Annotated in this window: 14 protein-coding genes; 11 read left to right on the top strand and 3 right to left on the bottom strand. The window is 46.4% G+C overall.

From position 1 onward, the window contains the following. The first annotated feature begins 6 nt into the window (after nucleotides 1-6). The 10 genes from DYH48_RS06160 (at nucleotide 7) to DYH48_RS06115 (ending at nucleotide 11139) form a co-directional block, all read left to right on the top strand. Nucleotides 7-570: a sigma-70 family RNA polymerase sigma factor gene (locus DYH48_RS06160; protein WP_115334293.1), complete on the top strand. Its 564-nt coding sequence runs from the start codon at nucleotides 7-9 to the stop codon at nucleotides 568-570. Beyond that, the gene (locus tag DYH48_RS06155; protein ID WP_006085484.1) at nucleotides 563-1267 is read left to right on the top strand and encodes a DUF3379 domain-containing protein; all 705 of its coding nucleotides are present in this window, start codon (nucleotides 563-565) and stop codon (nucleotides 1265-1267) included. Before DYH48_RS06160 ends, DYH48_RS06155 begins: the two co-directional genes overlap by 8 nt. 157 nt (nucleotides 1268-1424) lie before the next feature. Continuing rightward, nucleotides 1425-2876 (top strand): sodium/proline symporter PutP, encoded by a 1452-nt coding sequence (gene putP / locus DYH48_RS06150; RefSeq protein WP_011847196.1) that lies wholly within the window; start codon nucleotides 1425-1427, stop codon nucleotides 2874-2876. A gap of 353 nt (nucleotides 2877-3229) precedes the next feature. Further along, nucleotides 3230-4546, top strand: coding sequence for an OmpP1/FadL family transporter (locus DYH48_RS06145; RefSeq protein ID WP_115334292.1), 1317 nt, complete (start codon nucleotides 3230-3232; stop codon nucleotides 4544-4546). Between the two features lie 103 nt (nucleotides 4547-4649). Then, entirely contained in the window at nucleotides 4650-5036 is a 387-nt protein-coding gene (locus DYH48_RS06140) for a VOC family protein (RefSeq protein WP_011847198.1), read from the top strand. Nucleotides 5037-5182: 146 nt separating this feature from the next. Further along, nucleotides 5183-5899: an SIMPL domain-containing protein gene (locus DYH48_RS06135; protein ID WP_115334291.1), complete on the top strand. Its 717-nt coding sequence runs from the start codon at nucleotides 5183-5185 to the stop codon at nucleotides 5897-5899. A 171-nt stretch (nucleotides 5900-6070) separates the two neighbouring features. Continuing rightward, entirely contained in the window at nucleotides 6071-7084 is a 1014-nt protein-coding gene (locus tag DYH48_RS06130; RefSeq protein WP_115334290.1) for an efflux RND transporter periplasmic adaptor subunit, read from the top strand. Between the two features lie 36 nt (nucleotides 7085-7120). Then, nucleotides 7121-10363, top strand: coding sequence for an efflux RND transporter permease subunit (locus DYH48_RS06125; RefSeq protein WP_115334289.1), 3243 nt, complete (start codon nucleotides 7121-7123; stop codon nucleotides 10361-10363). 42 nt (nucleotides 10364-10405) lie between these two features. Then, entirely contained in the window at nucleotides 10406-10618 is a 213-nt protein-coding gene (locus DYH48_RS06120) for a YgaP family membrane protein (protein WP_006082265.1), read from the top strand. Between the two features lie 104 nt (nucleotides 10619-10722). Then, a complete protein-coding gene (locus DYH48_RS06115) occupies nucleotides 10723-11139 on the top strand; it encodes a rhodanese-like domain-containing protein (RefSeq protein WP_115334288.1) in 417 nt (138 codons plus the stop codon). A 339-nt stretch (nucleotides 11140-11478) separates the two neighbouring features. Here DYH48_RS06115 and DYH48_RS06110 read toward each other — a convergent pair whose 3' ends face one another. After that, nucleotides 11479-11970, bottom strand: coding sequence for a GNAT family N-acetyltransferase (locus DYH48_RS06110; protein ID WP_006085492.1), 492 nt, complete (start codon nucleotides 11968-11970; stop codon nucleotides 11479-11481). A 1012-nt stretch (nucleotides 11971-12982) separates the two neighbouring features. Between DYH48_RS06110 and DYH48_RS06105 the strand changes: the two genes are divergently transcribed. Next, nucleotides 12983-15442, top strand: a complete 2460-nt coding sequence (locus tag DYH48_RS06105) for a S8 family serine peptidase (RefSeq protein ID WP_006085494.1) — start codon at nucleotides 12983-12985, stop codon at nucleotides 15440-15442. An 82-nt stretch (nucleotides 15443-15524) separates the two neighbouring features. On the opposite strand, the gene DYH48_RS06100 is transcribed toward DYH48_RS06105, so the two are convergent. Together DYH48_RS06100 and DYH48_RS06095 are read right to left on the bottom strand one after the other, a co-directional pair. Further along, the gene (locus tag DYH48_RS06100; RefSeq protein ID WP_006085495.1) at nucleotides 15525-16070 is read right to left on the bottom strand and encodes a YaeQ family protein; all 546 of its coding nucleotides are present in this window, start codon (nucleotides 16068-16070) and stop codon (nucleotides 15525-15527) included. A 159-nt stretch (nucleotides 16071-16229) separates the two neighbouring features. Continuing rightward, nucleotides 16230-17141 (bottom strand): precorrin-2 dehydrogenase/sirohydrochlorin ferrochelatase family protein, encoded by a 912-nt coding sequence (locus tag DYH48_RS06095; RefSeq protein ID WP_012089612.1) that lies wholly within the window; start codon nucleotides 17139-17141, stop codon nucleotides 16230-16232. Nucleotide 17142 lies beyond the last annotated feature (1 nt).

The raw sequence follows: 17142 nt of genomic DNA, 5'->3' as shown, positions 1-17142 counted from the left end.
ATAAAAATGTTTGCTAACTGGCGTAAGAAATCCGTCGAGCCCGCGGTCTCTTCTGACATGCTAAGTAAACAACGACGATACAACAGCCTAGTCAAGGCGCTACATGCAGACATCTTCCGCTACGCCTACTGGTTATGCGGCGATAAACACGTGGCTGAAGACATTACCCAAGAAACCTTCTTGCGGGCGTGGCGCTCTTTGGATTCCCTCAAGGATGATAAAGCGGCGAAGGCATGGCTGATCACGATTCTTAGGCGTGAGAATGCACGGCGTTTCGAGCGTAAACAGTTCGATTATTCCGACGTTGAGCAAGATACCTTAGAAGACAATATCTCCAATAGCAGTGAAGAGCAGACCGAGCAATACCTGATCCGTCGGCAAATTGGCAAGCTGGATATCGAATACCGCGAGCCACTCTTACTGCAGCTGATTGGTGGTTTTAGTGGTGACGAAATCGCCGAGCTGATGGAGCTCAATCGCAACACCGTAATGACGCGTTTATTTCGGGCGAGGAGCCAATTGAAAGAATTTCTTGAGAAGAATGATGTGAGAGGTCAATCCAATGGATGAGCTTAAATTTAGACGTCAAGCTTATGAAGATCCTCATAATCAAGATGCTGATTTTCTGGCGCAAATTAATGCTAAGCCAGAAAACCAAGCCTTAATCAATGAGCTCAAAAACCTTGATGCCAAACTGACAAATGCATTGAAAGTAGAGGTGGCGGACGATCTCGCCGATAAACTGATTTTGCGTCAGCAGTTGCAACAACACCATAAACACCGCCGTCAGACGGGCTTTTTAGTGGCCATGGCGGCCTCGGTGGCATTTGTGGTGGGGATCAGTTTTAGTCTATTACGTTTAGGGCCAATCGATTTAGCCGAACATGCACTGGCCCATGTCTACCATGAAGGTGTTGCCTTACAGGTGGATCAAAACGTCAACTTTAATCAGGTCAATGCGCAGCTCGCGTCGATGAAAGACTTTGGCAATGCCAAGTTCACCCAACAACCGGGCAAAGTGTATTACACCTCCTATTGCGATTTTCAAGGGGTGAAAAGCCTGCACTTAGTGCTACAGGGCGAGCAAAGCAAGGTCACACTCTTTATCGTGCCACTCGAAAAACGTATGGTGTTAGACAAAACCTTCGCCGATGGCAAATACCAAGGAATGGGCTTTGAAACACCCGATGCGTTTATTTTGCTTATAGGTGAAGATAAAGCAGACCTTAGCTATGTAAAAGACGAAATCAAGAATACCTTTATCTAACCCGATCTTATCTCGGCTATTTTTAAATTAACCTCCGATATTTTCACGCGATCGGAGGTTAGATTTTAATCACACTTCTATCTGCTAATGGGCGATTGTTCAAACATCTGGTAGCATGCTTGCCACTTTTAATAATAACAAGATGGGAAAAGGCAAGATGACGATTGAAACCCCGATTTTAATCACATTTGTTGGTTACTTAGTATTGATGATGGGCATAGGTTTTTGGGCTTACCGTGCTACCGATACTGTTGATGATTATATTTTAGGTGGCCGCAAAATGGGCCCCGCTGTGACCGCACTCAGTGTGGGTGCATCCGATATGTCAGGTTGGCTGTTACTGGGTTTACCCGGCGCAGTTTACTTAGGCGGCTTAGGTGAAGCTTGGATTGGCATAGGATTAATTTTTGGCGCTTGGCTAAACTGGCTATTTGTCGCCAGACGACTGCGTATTTACACTCAACTCGCCGATAACGCCCTCACCTTACCGGATTTCTTCGAGAAACGTTTCCACGATACCCAGGGCTATCTCAAGCTCGTCTCCGCAATCACTATTTTAGTGTTTTTCACTTTCTATGCTTCCTCAGGCATGGTCGGTGGCGCGATTCTATTTGAAAAAGTCTTTGGTCTCGATTACACAGTGGCGCTGGTGATTGGCTCAGCCATCATAGTCGGTTATACCTTTATTGGTGGCTTCTTTGCTGTGTGTTGGACAGACTTCTTTCAAGGCTGTTTGATGCTTGTCGCCCTCTTAATCGTCCCCTTTGCCGTTTTCTCTCATCCTGAAAGCCACGCCGGAATTGAAACTATCGATCCTGCGATGTTAGCCTTGGTCAGCGACAAAACCACAGTGATAGGCATGTTGTCTTTACTCGCATGGGGTCTTGGCTATTTTGGTCAGCCGCATATTTTGTCGCGCTTTATGGCGATAGGCAGTGCCGATGCCCTGCCCTTATCGCGCCGTATTGCCATGAGCTGGATGGTCTTATCTTTAATTGGCGCTTTAGCCACAGGTATTGCCGGTTCTCTGTATTTCGCTAACGCCCCACTAGCGAATTCAGAAACGGTATTTATTCATTTAGCCCAAGCCGCGTTTAATCCTTGGATTGGGGGTCTACTTATTGCGGCCATTTTGTCGGCCATCATGAGCACTATCGATTCACAGTTGCTGGTGTGCTCAAGCGTGATCACTGAAGATTTCTACCGTAAATGGTTACGCCCTCAAGCGGATGATCGCGAGTTGATGATGGTCGGTCGCATGGGCGTGCTGGCGATTGCCGTGATCGCAGGCATCATTGCCCTCAATCCTGAAAGCAGTGTATTAAGCCTTGTGAGTTATGCTTGGGCAGGCTTTGGTGCGGCCTTTGGTCCTGTGGTCTTGTTATCGCTATTTTGGAAGCAATACAGCCGTAATGGTGCCATCGCCACTATTATTGTCGGCGCATTAACAGTCGTGATTTGGAAGCAACTTACGGGAGGGATTTTCGAGTTATACGAAATCCTGCCAGGATTTGTATTTGCCACATTTGCCGGTATTTTGGTGAGCAAATTGTCTGCACCGAGTGAAAATGTAACAACAGAGTTCGAACAATTTAAGTCTGCACTCTAGTTTTGACACGCTTGTATAACTTAAAAAGCGCACACTTGTGCGCTTTTTACATTTTGTATCCTTTTAAATACTCAACACACAATTACAAACCGTTAACGTCAATTGAAACCTACCGTTAAACCCAAAGCCCTTCATATCAAGCATCTGGCCAGACCATTCAAGCGTACTAAAGTTCAACCTCTGTTTTAAAGGTTTTTAATTAACTGAAAATTAACAATTTTCACATCTGGTCGGACTTGTTGAGGTTAGGTTCAGTCCATAAGATGCCGAAGACTAATAAATGGATTTAAAGACTTTCGGCTGACTAGGACCGAATAAAAATCCAATACTTATAAAAAATAGAGAGAATTATAATGAAAACATTCAACAAGACACTCATTGCCGTTTCTGTCGCATTAGCAAGTACTCAAACCTTAGCTTCAGGTTTTCAACTCAACAGTCAATCAGCCACAGGTATGGGCCGTGCATTTGCTGGTGATGCGGTTATTGCCGATAACGCTTCTGTGTTATCACGTAACCCTGCTGCTATGGCATTATTCGATAAAGATGCGATCTCATTCGGCTTAACTTATGCCGATATTACTGTTGATGTTAAAGACGTTAACTTTGCCGGTGGTGCCGTTGACTTAGGCAGCATCGATGATGCGGGTAGCTCTAAAATTATCCCTAATATTTTCTACATCCACCCAATCGACGATAAGTTCGCCGTGGGCTTTGCTGCGTTTTCTAACTTTGGTACCGGTACCGATGCCAGCTCACTTTCAAAGAGTTTACCTGCAAACTCACCAGCACCTTATGATTTACTCGGCGAAACAGAAGTCACAACGGTTAACTTTAACGCCAGCCTTTCATACCGTATTAATGAAATGTTCAGTATCGGTGCGGGTGTGGATGCCATCTACGGTGAAGGTCGTTTAACCCGTAACATGGGCACTACGCCTTTGGTTGACGTCGACGCTGACGGCTGGGCCTTCGGTGGTATAGTGGGTGCCACTATTGAGCTAGATAAAGATAACCGTTTCGGTATCAGCTATCGTTTCAGCCCAACAGTGAATGTTAAAGGTGATATCAACACGATCAGCACTAAAGATTTATCTGCCGTTGGTTTAGGTTCAAAAACAGCCCTAGCGACCAGCTTTGACAGCTTAGACGTACCACTAGCCGATATTTTCCAAGTTGCAGGTTTCCATCAGCTCACTACTAAGTTTGCAGTGCACTATACAGCGCAGTACACCCAGTGGGGCAACTTTGATCAAATCACCGCTAAAGATGGCGTCGCCACTATTATTCCAGGTCAAGCGGGTGCGGGTACTCAACTGCAAGCTGGCGACGTTGCCCTGAAAGAATACCAATGGAAAGATTCATGGTTATTCAGCCTAGGTGGTACTTATACTATCAACGAACAATTCACCGTTCGTGCAGGTTATATGCATGACCAAGGTGTTGTGGACGAAATTAGCTCAATTTCATTCCCAGACTCTGACCGTAACTGGTATACAGCGGGTATGAGCTACCACATCAACCCACAAAACACCGTTGACTTTGGTATCGCTTATATTAAAGGTGAAAAAGTTCACCTGATCGAAAACAGCGCAATCGCTGGCCCTGTGAATGCAATTACTGAATCAAGCGGTATGTACTACTCAGTTCAATACAGCTATCAATTCTAAGCTAAATGCTTAACCCCAAAAGCCGCATTTTTTGCGGCTTTTTTGTATCTTAAGCATTTATTGCCTAAAGTTAATTCATACTCCTGTAAACGCAGCTACGGCTATGGCTAAAGTCATTGGACTCGGTGGAATTTTCTTTAAAAGTGCAGATCCCGTTACCTTGGCAACTTGGTATAAAACCCATCTTCAGGTCCCCATTGAAAACTGGGGCGGCGCGGCGTTTTATCACACAGATAAAGCGACACTCGGCTACCATGTTTGGACGCCCTTCGCCCATAGCACTGACTATTTTGCGCCTTCAGATAAGAGCTTTATGTTTAACTTTATCGTTGATGATCTGGCCCAAGCGCTCACACAGGTCGAACAAGGTGGTGGTCAGCTCGTGGGTGGCATTGAAGATTCAGAGTTTGGCCGCTTTGGCTGGTTTATCGATCCCGACGGCAATAAAGTCGAATTATGGCAGCCAAGTGTTATTCCTCCGGAAAAATAGCCCGTCTCAATAAAGCGACATCAAGCTGATATCGCCAACTTGTCTCCCTCAAATCTTAAGCGGCATCTATCCCGAATAAACCCAGTGCATGACTTAGGTTTATTGGGTATCGTAGGCTGAGTTTATCTAATCAAGAGATTCTTTTTATGGAAAAAAATAACATCCTTCCTGCCCTGCTGCTGGGCGGTTTCCTTTGTGCTGGGCTTGTGTATGTTGGACAGACAGCAAGCACAGCGTTATTGCAGATGAAAGCCATGGAACGCACAGTGACAGTCAAGGGCTTAGCGGAAAAAGAAGTCAAAGCCAACGTGGCAATTTGGCCAATCAATTTCACTGAGGTCGATAATAATCTGCCTAAACTCTACGAGACGGTTCAGCAAAAAACCGACCGCGTCGTGGCGTTTTTAAAGGAACAAGGCTTTAGCGATAGCGAAATTACGATTTCATTACCTTCAATTGAAGATCGCCAAGCACAAGGTTATGTCGACCCCAACGTCAGATACCGTTACTCGGCAAAGGTGAACCTATCGGTTTATACCCCGCAGATTGATTTAATGCTCAATACTCGTAAGCAGATGATTAGCTTAGTGAAGGAAGGCATAGCGATCGCCAGCCAAGAGTATGACAATCGCACCGAATTCCTGTTTACCGATCTCAATTCAGTCAAACCTATGATGGTACAAGAAGCCACTCAAAATGCTCGTGAAGTAGCGGAAAAATTTGCTAAGGATTCAGATTCTCGCCTCGGAAAAATTAAAACCGCTAGCCAAGGCCAGTTTACTATTTCGGATCGCGATAACAGCACGCCTTACATTAAACAAATTCGCATTGTGTCCACACTCACCTACTATTTAAATGACTAAATCTTAGGCTTAGTCAGAACTCACTGAAACGATGGGAATAAGGCACTTATGGGCCTTATTCCTAAATTAGGGAAATACACTATATTAAATTTTTCTAATAAATATTGATTGCCTATTGAAAACAACTCCATTAGAATTTACTCATGAATTACATCTGGGATGATATTAATTATGACGTCAATTTCTCGCGTTCTTTTCTTACTGCTGGCGCTTGCCAGTACTCAAGTTCAGGCTGCCTCAGTCGAAACCATCGAAGTCTTAACTAAACCCTACGCCAATTGGGTCACCTTAGATGCCACCATAGAAGCAGTAAAAGCGGCGACTGTGTCAGCGCAGACCTCTGGTCGTATCGTCAAACTCAACTACGATGTTAACGATGTTGTCCCCGAAGGAGCCGCCCTACTGGAGATCACCAGTAAAGAACAAGGCGCTGAACTGGCAAGCTTTGAGGCCGATTTAGCTAAAGCCAGAGCCTTGAATGTTGAAGCACAGGCGCAATACAAACGTTATAAAGAGTTATTCCCCCAAGGCGCGATTTCTAAGGGCGCGATGGATGAAGCCACCGCCAATGCTAAGGCCACAGAGCAAGCCGTAACCGCAGCGCAAGCCCGCGTCATCAAAGCCAGCGAATCCTTAAAATACACTGTGGTATCAGCGCCTTTTAGTGGTGTAGTCACAGAACGTTTTGTCGAACTGGGCGAAACCGTGAGCCCAGGACAAGCACTACTTTCAGGGTTTTCCGCGAGCCAAATGCGCGCCATTACCCAAGTGCCACAGCGTTACATCAACCAACTGAAAAACGCCCCCGAATTCCTCGTCCGTTTAAGTGATGGCCGCGAGTTAACCTCAAAGGATCTCACTATTTTTAGTTTTGCCGATCCCGTCAGCCATAGTTACCAAGTGCGCATTAATCTGCCTGAAAATGAAGCGAATCTTCAACCCGGTACTTGGGCAAAGGCTTCCTTTAAAAATGGCGAGCGAGAAAAAATCCAATTGCCCACCTCTGCGCTACTGACAATGAACGAACTGAGCAGCGTTTACCTTAAAAAGGGCGAAGAATTTGTACTCACCCAAGTCCGTGTCGCTAGTCCCTTAGATGGCGAGGTCGAAGTGCTGGCGGGCCTTAAGTCGGGCGACAAGGTTGCCGTTGATGCCTACCAAGTGTTGCTCAACAAAAAGCAATAAATTCCCTAGCGACTTAAGTTTTGTCGAGGTTGTTTTATGAAACATGCTCCAGTACCACAGACCACACTTGGGATTTCCGGTCGAATTGCCGCCGCCTTCCAAAATAGCGCCATCACGCCGCTATTAGCGCTTCTCGGACTCTTACTCGGCTTATTTGCTATTTTGGTGACGCCAAAGGAAGAAGAGCCGCAAATTGATGTCACCTTTGCCGACGTGTTTATTCCTTTTCCCGGCGCGACACCTACCGAAGTTGAAAACTTAGTCACCTTGCCTGCGGAGCAAGTGATCTCCGAAATCAAAGGCATAGATACCCTATATTCGTTCTCCCAACCCGATGGCGCGCTGATTATCGTCATCTTTAAGGTCGGCGTCGCGCGCAATGATGCCATCGTCAGCCTGTACAACCAGATTTATTCCAACATGGATAAATTGCCAAGGGGCGCAGGGGTGGGTGATCCACTAATCAAACCCCGCGGCATCGATGATGTGCCCATTGTCAGTTTGACCTTGTGGTCAAAGGACAGACAAGTCTCTGCCGAGCAACTGACCCATGTCGCCCTTGGGTTAGAAACCGAAATTAAGCGCATTCCCGGTACCCGCGAAATCTATACCGTTGGCCAGCACGACATGGTGGCCAACATACGTATCGATCCCGCCAAGATGAACAGCTTTAATCTGACCTACGACAAGTTAAGACAGAGTCTAAATGACAATAATATGGTCTCTATGCCTGCATCCTTAGTGCAAGGTAATCAAGAGATTAAAGTTCAGGCTGGGCAATTTTTACAATCCATAGACGATCTCAAACAACTAGTTGTCGGTGTCTATCAGAATAAACAAGGCAAGCATATTCCGATTTATTTGGCGGATATTGCCGAAATCAGCTTAAAAAGTGATATCCCTAAGCAGAGTGTTTGGCACGCGGATAAAACCGACATTTATCCCGCCGTCACTATCGCAATTGGTAAACAAGCGGGACAAAATGCCGTCGATATCGCCGACAGTGTGATTGAGCGGATTGCTAAGGTCGACAATGTATTGATCCCCGCGAATGTCGAAGTCACAGTGTCACGTAACTATGGCGAAACCGCGGCGGATAAATCTAACACCCTTATTTTAAAACTGATTTTTGCCACCAGCGCCGTAGTCGTACTGGTCTTTTTAACCATGGGCGCACGCGAATCCTTAGTCGTAGGTGTGGCCATTATTATAACGCTGGCGATCACCCTTTTCGCCTCTTGGGCGTGGGGATTTACCCTAAACCGCGTGTCCTTGTTCGCCTTGATTTTCTCTATCGGCATCTTGGTCGACGATGCCATAGTCGTGGTTGAAAACATCCATCGGCACATGGCGCTCGGCAAAAAGTCCTTTAGTGAGCTTATCCCTGTGGCGGTCGATGAAGTCGGTGGCCCGACGATTCTGGCGACGTTCACTGTTATCGCGGCACTGCTGCCGATGGCTTTTGTATCGGGCTTAATGGGGCCTTACATGAGTCCGATCCCCATCAACGCCAGTATGGGCATGTTGATTTCTCTAGTGGTTGCCTTTGTCGTCACCCCTTGGCTCAGTCGTAAACTGCTGAAACACAATGACAAGCACGATAGTGCCCAAGCCTCACACGAGGATGAAGCCGAAACTAAGATGGTGCGCCTCTTCACCCACTTAATTGGTCCTTTCCTGCTGGGTAAAAATGCCCGTAAGGCAAGAATGGGACTGGCTGCCGGGGTATTTGTGTTAATTGGCATCGCCGTCGCGCTCCCCCTGGGTCAGCTTGTAGTGCTAAAAATGCTGCCCTTCGATAACAAGTCCGAGTTTCAAGTGATGGTAGACATGCCCGAAGGCACTCCCGTAGAGCAAACCCAGAGAGTGCTACAGGATTTGAGTCGCTATCTGACGACTGTCCCTGAAGTCGAGCATCTGCAGTTGTATGCGGGCACTAACGCGCCAATGAACTTTAACGGCTTAGTGCGTCACTACTTCCTGCGTCACAGCCAAGAGCTTGGCGACATTCAAGTGAACCTAGTCGATAAAAAACACCGCAAACGCGACAGCCACACCATAGCGGTATCGGTGCGAGACGAACTGCAGCAAATTGGCGAGCAATATCAAGCCAATATCAAAGTCGTTGAAGTGCCACCTGGACCGCCAGTGTGGTCGCCGCTGGTTGCCGAAGTGTATGGCCCAAGCCCCGCAATCCGCGAGCAAGCCGCTTACGAGATGCAGGCGCTGTTCCATGAAACCAAAGATGTGGTCGATATCGATATTTTCTTGCCCGCTGCCCAGCAAAAATGGCAGGTGATGATCGACCGCAGTAAAGCCAGCCTGATGGCCGTGCCCTACAGCAATATTGTCGACTTGATTGCCACCTCCGTTGGCGGCAAAGATGTGAGTTATTTACATCAAGCCCAGCAAAAACAACCGATACCGATCCGCCTGCAATTAAACGAAGGCGCGAAAGTCGATTTAGAGCAAGTGCTGAATATGAAGTTACTGAGCCAAACGGGGCAATCCGTGCCTGTGTCTGAGCTAGTTACCATCAAACGCGGCAAAATCGATGCACCGATTATCCATAAGAATATGATCCCTATGATCATGGTCGTCGCCGATATGTCGGGGCCACTGGACAGCCCACTCTACGGCATGTTCGACATGGCGGGCAAAATTGATGGCGCCGATGGCTTAGGGTTTGATCAGCATTATATTCACCAACCCACAGGGCTAGACTCGGTCGCCGTGCTGTGGGATGGCGAGTGGAAAATCACCTACGAAACCTTTAGAGACATGGGCATCGCCTATGCGGTCGGCATGATCGCCATTTATCTCTTGGTAGTGGCGCAGTTTAGATCGTATCTCGTGCCGCTCATCATCATGGCGCCAATCCCATTAACTGTGATTGGTGTAATGCCAGGCCATGCCCTGCTCGGAGCGCAATTCACCGCGACGTCCATGATAGGCATGATAGCGCTGGCGGGGATTATTGTGCGTAACTCGATATTATTGGTCGATTTTATCAATCAAGAAACTGCATCCGGCGTGCCCTTTGAGCGGGCAGTGATCCACTCGGGTGCCGTGCGAGCTAAACCCATTATGCTCACCGCATTAGCGGCCATGATAGGGGCGCTGTTTATCCTTGATGATCCGATTTTCAATGGCTTAGCGATCAGTCTGATCTTTGGTATTTTTATCTCGACCATACTGACCTTAGTTGTCATCCCAGTGCTGTACTACACAGCAATGAAAAACCGCATGAATACTGTTCAGATACAGACACAAAACTAACCACAACAAAGGCCATTACAAGATGGCCTCAAGGAGTAAGGTATGTCATTAGAACGCAGCATTATGGCTTTTGCCGGATTTATGGTGTTACTGTCACTGGTGTTAACCGCCTATGTGCACCACAACTTTCTGTGGTTAACCGCATTTGTTGGCGCTAACCTGTTCCAAAGTGCTTTTACCGGTTTTTGCCCTGCCGCCATGGTTTTACGCAAATTGGGTGTAAAATCAGAGGCTGAAATTGCCAAGCAAAGCTAAGCCACACAAAGTCACTACTTAATAGTTAAGACTTAAGAGTTAGGTAAGCAAGTAACCGCTTGGCTAAAACAAGCTTGCCCAAAAGATCGTCAAGGAGAGATAAAGTGACCCACAACCTAGTAATCCGTGGCCAAAGCCTAATGCGCTTAGCCCTGTTAAGCCTGCAGTCGCTGGTACTCATGCCACTGCTACTAATGCCCATGATGGCCAGCGCCACCAACCAAGATCCTGTAATCGCATGGGATAGAATTGCCGCTGGCGCTATGGTGCTCGATGTCAGAACGCCTGAGGAGTTTGCCGAAGGTCATCTAGCCAATGCGGTAAATATTCCCTTTGAGCAAGTGGCAGAGGAGTTTGCTAAGCGCGGCATCGCCAAAGATGCCCCTGTTGTCTTGTATTGCCGCAGTGGTCGCCGTAGCAGTGTCGCAACCGAAGCCTTAGTCGCTGCAGGATACACTCAAACCTATAATGGTGGCGGTTACCCCACCTTAGTTGAAGCGCAAAAAACGCCCGCTAAGTAATTCACAGCCATCGAATAGGCTCTAGTGCGGGGAAGCAAGCGTTAATCACTTAAGCACTGTCACCTCGCTCTAGTCATTCAAGGTTTAACGGCTAAAAGCGCCCTAAGGCGCTTTTTTATTGTCTAAGTGAATAAGCTTACTTTAAGCAATAGCCTATCAATCAACATTGCTTTATATAAAAAGCTTTTTATCCACCCCAACATTAGACTTCTAAGATAGCGGGTGAATGGCGAGATATTGAAGTATCTTATTAGCGTAAATCGATTCAGATAAAAATTAATAATCGTTTTCGCTGCTACACAAGTAACATCAATGATCCGATGTATGGCAAAAAATTAACTATCTAACATGTTCAAAACGTAGATGACCTTCATTAACGCCAGTCTCACTAAAACCATTGGAAATCAAAGCCCTTTTTGATGCTTCATTTTCCGCTGAAGTATGAGCAATAATGTTTTTTGTTTTCTCAAAAGAGTAAGCATGGGAAACGAGTGTATTAACAATTTCAGTAGCATAGCCACGACGCTGCCACTCAGGTAGCACTGAATAACCAATTTCAACCATCCCATGACTATCTGGAGGTCCAAAATAACCACCAGAGCCAACTAGCGTTCTCTCTCCTGAAACAGGATTAATATCAACTGCATACCAGCCATACCAACCTTGGGCTGCTTCACCGCCATTTTCATAGCAAGCAAGGAAAAACGCCATTGCATCACAATCGTATTCGCCACAAGGCCAAGCATTTGAAACAATTGCATTTAATTTTTCAGCAAGTAACTGTGGTGTTTCAAGCTCTATATGAAGATGATCAGCTGAAGAAGATATCAATACGATCCGCTTAGATGTTATATTTTTTATAATTTTTATTTACTCCAATTTAGGATTTATAGTGCACAGCCTTAAATTCGTGCACTCACTCGCTTAAACCATGCCACAAGAAAACACTTAACCTCATGAATTAATTTAACTTACCACCCATCCAATAGACACGCTATTAGGCAAAATGCTTATATGCCAAATTTTGTAAAAATGCGAAAAATCAAACTTATATATGCAGATTATTAGAAGTAAAGCGCCACACTAATGGGCGTTATGATTATTTAAATGAATATATTTTTAGACTGTTCTAACGATGAAAAATAAATAAGATTATTTAAAATTTTTAATTGAAAGTTACCGACATAATTAGCCTCACAAACATAATTGAAGCATGTACGAGTTTACAGTGGTAGCTCATCTCCTGTAACGCTATTTTGGATAATGTACACTCAGCATTTACCGTTAACTGCCACATCGCATGCTTTCACTTCTCGTTTTGCCGCTCACATTCCCCTTCAAAAAACACCTCAACAAATTAGCGTGAATGGCTTAGCCATCGTCAATGAATTGGCAACCGCCACTCCCTTGACAGAGTTTTGCAACAATTTCGCATAATCAATCACTTGAGGAAATCTCATTATTATCCTTAAACTTTAAAGTTCAATTTAGTTATTTGTAATCACTAAAAAATATATGCATAAATTTCAATGCCATGAAAACAAATAAATCAATATAAAGTACTCATATTGACCGTAAATTCGCATTCGCTTATTCATTTTTACCACATAAAAAAACAAAAATTTGAATAGAATTTTGTTACAACTCGTTACATCTTGAATTTATATTCACATTAACTGATTATAAAGCCTGGGTTTTTACAAGCGGCCATACCATTAACAATTGGTTTACAAATACTTTAGTCGCAGATAGATTCACTAACCGAGTAGCATCTGAGTCGTAGTTATTCTTATGAAACATAAAATAATAATGATTAACACTAAATTGACCATGGAAGAAGAACATGACAATCAACAGAACCACTAAAATAGCGTTAAGCCTTTCAAGCTTAGCTATTGCGATCTCAGCCGGTGTACAAGCAGCACCACAAGCCCCAGGTTTTGCCGCAGCATTACAAGCACAAACCTCTCCACTGCCAAAGCGTTACATTGTGAAATTTAAAAACGCCGATGCAGCGGCCATTATGTCGGCCAGCAATGTGCAATCAATGAGTGATCAGCAATCGAGCGACGCGACAACTGACGCGCTGCCAAGCACGATGAATTATCAGCCACAAATGGCGGAAATCAGTGCCCAGCACACTGCATTGAACAAAGTGCAAGCGAAGGAAATGAAGCGTATCGGACGCAGTAACAGCTACTCGGTCAAACTCGATGCTAACGGCATCAATACCTTAAAAAAACGTGCCGATGTGGAATATGTTGAAGAAGACATGCCGCGTCACTTACTGAGTGAAAGCACACCCTGGGGCCAAACCTTTGTGGGGGCGACTCAGCTAAGCGATAGCCAAGCGGGCAACCGCACGATTTGTATTATCGATTCTGGCTACGACCGTAGCCACAGCGAATTAGGTGGCAATAATGTCACGGGTACCAATAACTCAGGTACAGGCAACTGGTTTGAGCCGGGCAACAACAACGCCCACGGTACTCACGTTGCGGGCACGATTGCGGCGATTGCTAACAATGACGGCGTGATCGGCGTAATGCCAAATCAAACTGCCAATATTCATGTCGTAAAAGTGTTTAACGAATCGGGCTGGGGTTACTCTTCATCCTTAGTGGCCGCAGTAGATACTTGTGTTGCCAACGGCGCTAACGTTGTCACTATGAGTTTAGGTGGCGCGGGTTCCAGCACCACTGAGCGTAACGCTCTGGCTGCACATTATAACAATGGTGTGCTCTTGATTGCCGCTGCGGGTAACGCGGGTGACAGCACTCACAGCTACCCTGCATCCTACGATGGCGTGATGTCTGTTGCCTCTGTGGATAATCATAAAGACCACTCGGCATTTTCCCAATACACCAACCAAGTGGAAATATCTGGCCCAGGTGAAGCGATTCTGTCGACGGTTACCCGTGGCGAAGGCCGTTTAGCCGATATCACTATCGGTGGTCAGTCTTACTTTGATTCAGGTGTCGTGCCACATAATCGCCTTATTTCATCGGGCGGCAGCTATGTTCCTGCGCCATACAATGGCACAGCGACAGCCACACTTGCCGAATGTAGCGTCAGCGGAACTAGCTTCAACTGCGGCAACATGACCAATAAAATCTGTTTAGTGGAGCGTGTTGGCAATCAAGGCACAAGTTACCCTGAAATCAATGCGGCTAAAGCCTGTAAAAATGCTGGTGCCAGTGCGGCGATTGTTTACAGTAACGCGGCATTACCGGGCTTACAAAACCCCTTCCTTGTCGATGCTAACAGTGAAATCAATATGGTTTCCGTGTCTGTGGATCGCGCAACAGGTTTAGCACTACGTAATCAATTGGGCGCGACAGCAACAGTCAGCAACCAAGGTAATAAAGATTACGAGTACTACAACGGTACTTCGATGGCGACGCCACATGTGTCAGGTGTTGCAACCTTAGTCTGGAGCTATCACCCAGAGTGTAGTGCCGCGCAAGTTCGTAACGCATTGAAAATGACCGCCGAAGATCTTGGTACTGCGGGTCGTGACAACTACTATGGCTATGGTTTAGTCAATGCAGTTGCCGCGAAAACCTTCTTAGATGCCTCTTGTACTGGCCCAACGGGTCCGGTTGATCCAACACCAACCGATGGCGTGTTAGTTAACGGTGTGGCTAAAACAGGCTTAGGCGGCGCAGCGAGTGAAGAACTGCACTTCTCCTTTGACGTACCACAAGGCGCAACTAATTTAGGCTTTGTAATGAACGGTGGTACAGGTGATGCGGACTTGTATGTGCAATATGGCGCAGCGCCAACTACAGCTAACTATGATTGTCGTCCGTATAAAAGTGGCAATAGCGAGTCTTGCCCAATCACCAATATCCAATCAGGCACTTACTACGCCATGCTGAAAGGCTACTCTGCCTTCACTGGTGTGTCGTTAACAGCAAGCTACACAGCATCTAGCGGCGGAACGCCACCGACTACGCCAGCAAGCTATAGCAACACTGATAACTACAACATCCCTGATAACAAAGCAGCAGGGATCACTAGCCCAATCACAGTCACTCGCACAGGTGATTCAGGCACTGTGACTGCGGTAGTGAACATAGTCCACCCTTATATTGGTGACTTGAAAGTGCAGCTGATCAGCCCTTCTGGTAAAACAGTTACATTGCATAGCAACACAGGTTCAGGTGCTGCCAATATCAACAAGAGCTATACCGCTGATATGACGGGTGCTAATTCGAACGGCGTATGGAAGTTAAAAGCCGTAGACAGTGGCCGTGGTGATGTGGGTTATATCGATAGCTGGGAGCTGAGCTTCCAATAAATCCAAATCGATACGCTTACTGAGAAATGAAAGTAATAAATGAAAAGAGCCTGCAATCGCAGGCTCTTTTTTACAAGACATGTTATGCAATATCTTTGAGGATTTCAGGTTCGATCAACACGCTGGTCTCATTATCCGATAGCCAAATTTGGCCTTCGCTGATAGAAACCTGCAATGCCATATTGCGCCCAACAAAGGCTTCCATCGCCGTGACCGACTCTTCGGCAATATTCCACACGGTTAAATTCTGGTAACGCTCTAACGCCTGCTGATTCTGTTTCCACCAAATGGGTACACTACGGCCACCATAGGTAAATAACTGCACAACTTTGGCACGACCACTGGCCTTTCGCAGCCATTTCTCATCGGCCTGACCAAACTCAACCCACAGATCAATTTCGCCTGATAGGGTTTTGTCCCACAACTCGGGCTCGTCATCGACGCACAAACCTTTACTGAAACTTAAGGTTTCGCTGGCATTCACAATAAACGCCAGTAAACGCACCATCATGCGGCCATCGGTTTCGGAAGGATGCTGGGCAAGCGTCAATTGATGGTCTTGGTAATAATTCCGATCCATATCGGCTATCTGTAAATTGACCTTAAACACGGTCGCTTTGAGGGCCATAGTCATCCTAAATGCAGAGTGAAATCCTGAAACAGCGAAATCCTAAAATAAGGCTGCCGAGTCTACCTGAGACTCGGTATTAGCTCAAACGAACAATAGGATACGTCCATCAAATCGAACAGAAAGTGCAATCGGACAGAAGTCAGAATCGATAAGAGGTTAAATCGCGCCGGGTCGCAAATGCTTAGCCATGGGGAAATGCGCCTTCAACAGACTGATTTTTTGCGTATCGGCCACCAGCAACATGCGAGTGCCCTGCTCGTACTGCTGACTTAGTTCACTGAGTGCGGGTAACTCACCACGATTGGCGTCTCGACGCACTAATTCTGCCAATTCGTCGCTCAAATCGCCTTGGCTATAGATCCAATCGAGGCGCTGCAGTAACGGCATGGCGGCGAGCGGCAGTAAGTCGACAGAGGCTGAATCATCCAGCAAAAGGATTTCGCCGCGGCTAACTAAATTATTAAACGCATTATGGTAATGCTCGGCGGTACGACTATCGAAACGGTCGCCATTGGTATCGAAAAAACGCTCCCAAAATAAGCGACGTTTCGAGGTTGAATCGAGCTTGTCTTGCACTTCGACGCGTCTATCGGCGACAAAGTCGAATAAAGGCTTGAGTGATTGCGGTAGGCTGGATTCTAAGCGCGAGCGAATCGTGCGTGCAAATACCGGTGCCGCGCCCGCAGTGCTGATCGCGACCACTAAACGGCCTCTATCGACAATCGAAGGCGTAATAAAGCGACAAAAAGCTGGATTATCAACGGCATTAACCCAAATACCGCGCGCGGTGGCTAGAGTCGCCAACTCGGCATTAAGACTGTCGTTTGCCGTGGCTAAATACACCAGATCATAATTTTGAATATCGGCGTGGACCACTTCACGCTGGGATAGCAGAATTCGGCCCGTATCGGCATAACGCTGCACTTCAGGATTCACTTCAGGGGCTATCACATGAATACTGGCTTCGGTACGTGTCAGCAGCGCCAGCTTACGGCTCGCCACATCACCCGCCCCCACCAGCAAAACATTTAAGTTAACCGTATCGACAAACATGGGGAAATATTGCATT

Source organism: Shewanella baltica (assembly GCF_900456975.1).
Taxonomy (GTDB): Bacteria; Pseudomonadota; Gammaproteobacteria; order Enterobacterales; family Shewanellaceae; genus Shewanella; species Shewanella baltica.
Note: the sequence above shows the minus strand (reverse complement) of the source record. Positions and strands in the feature narration are given on the sequence as shown.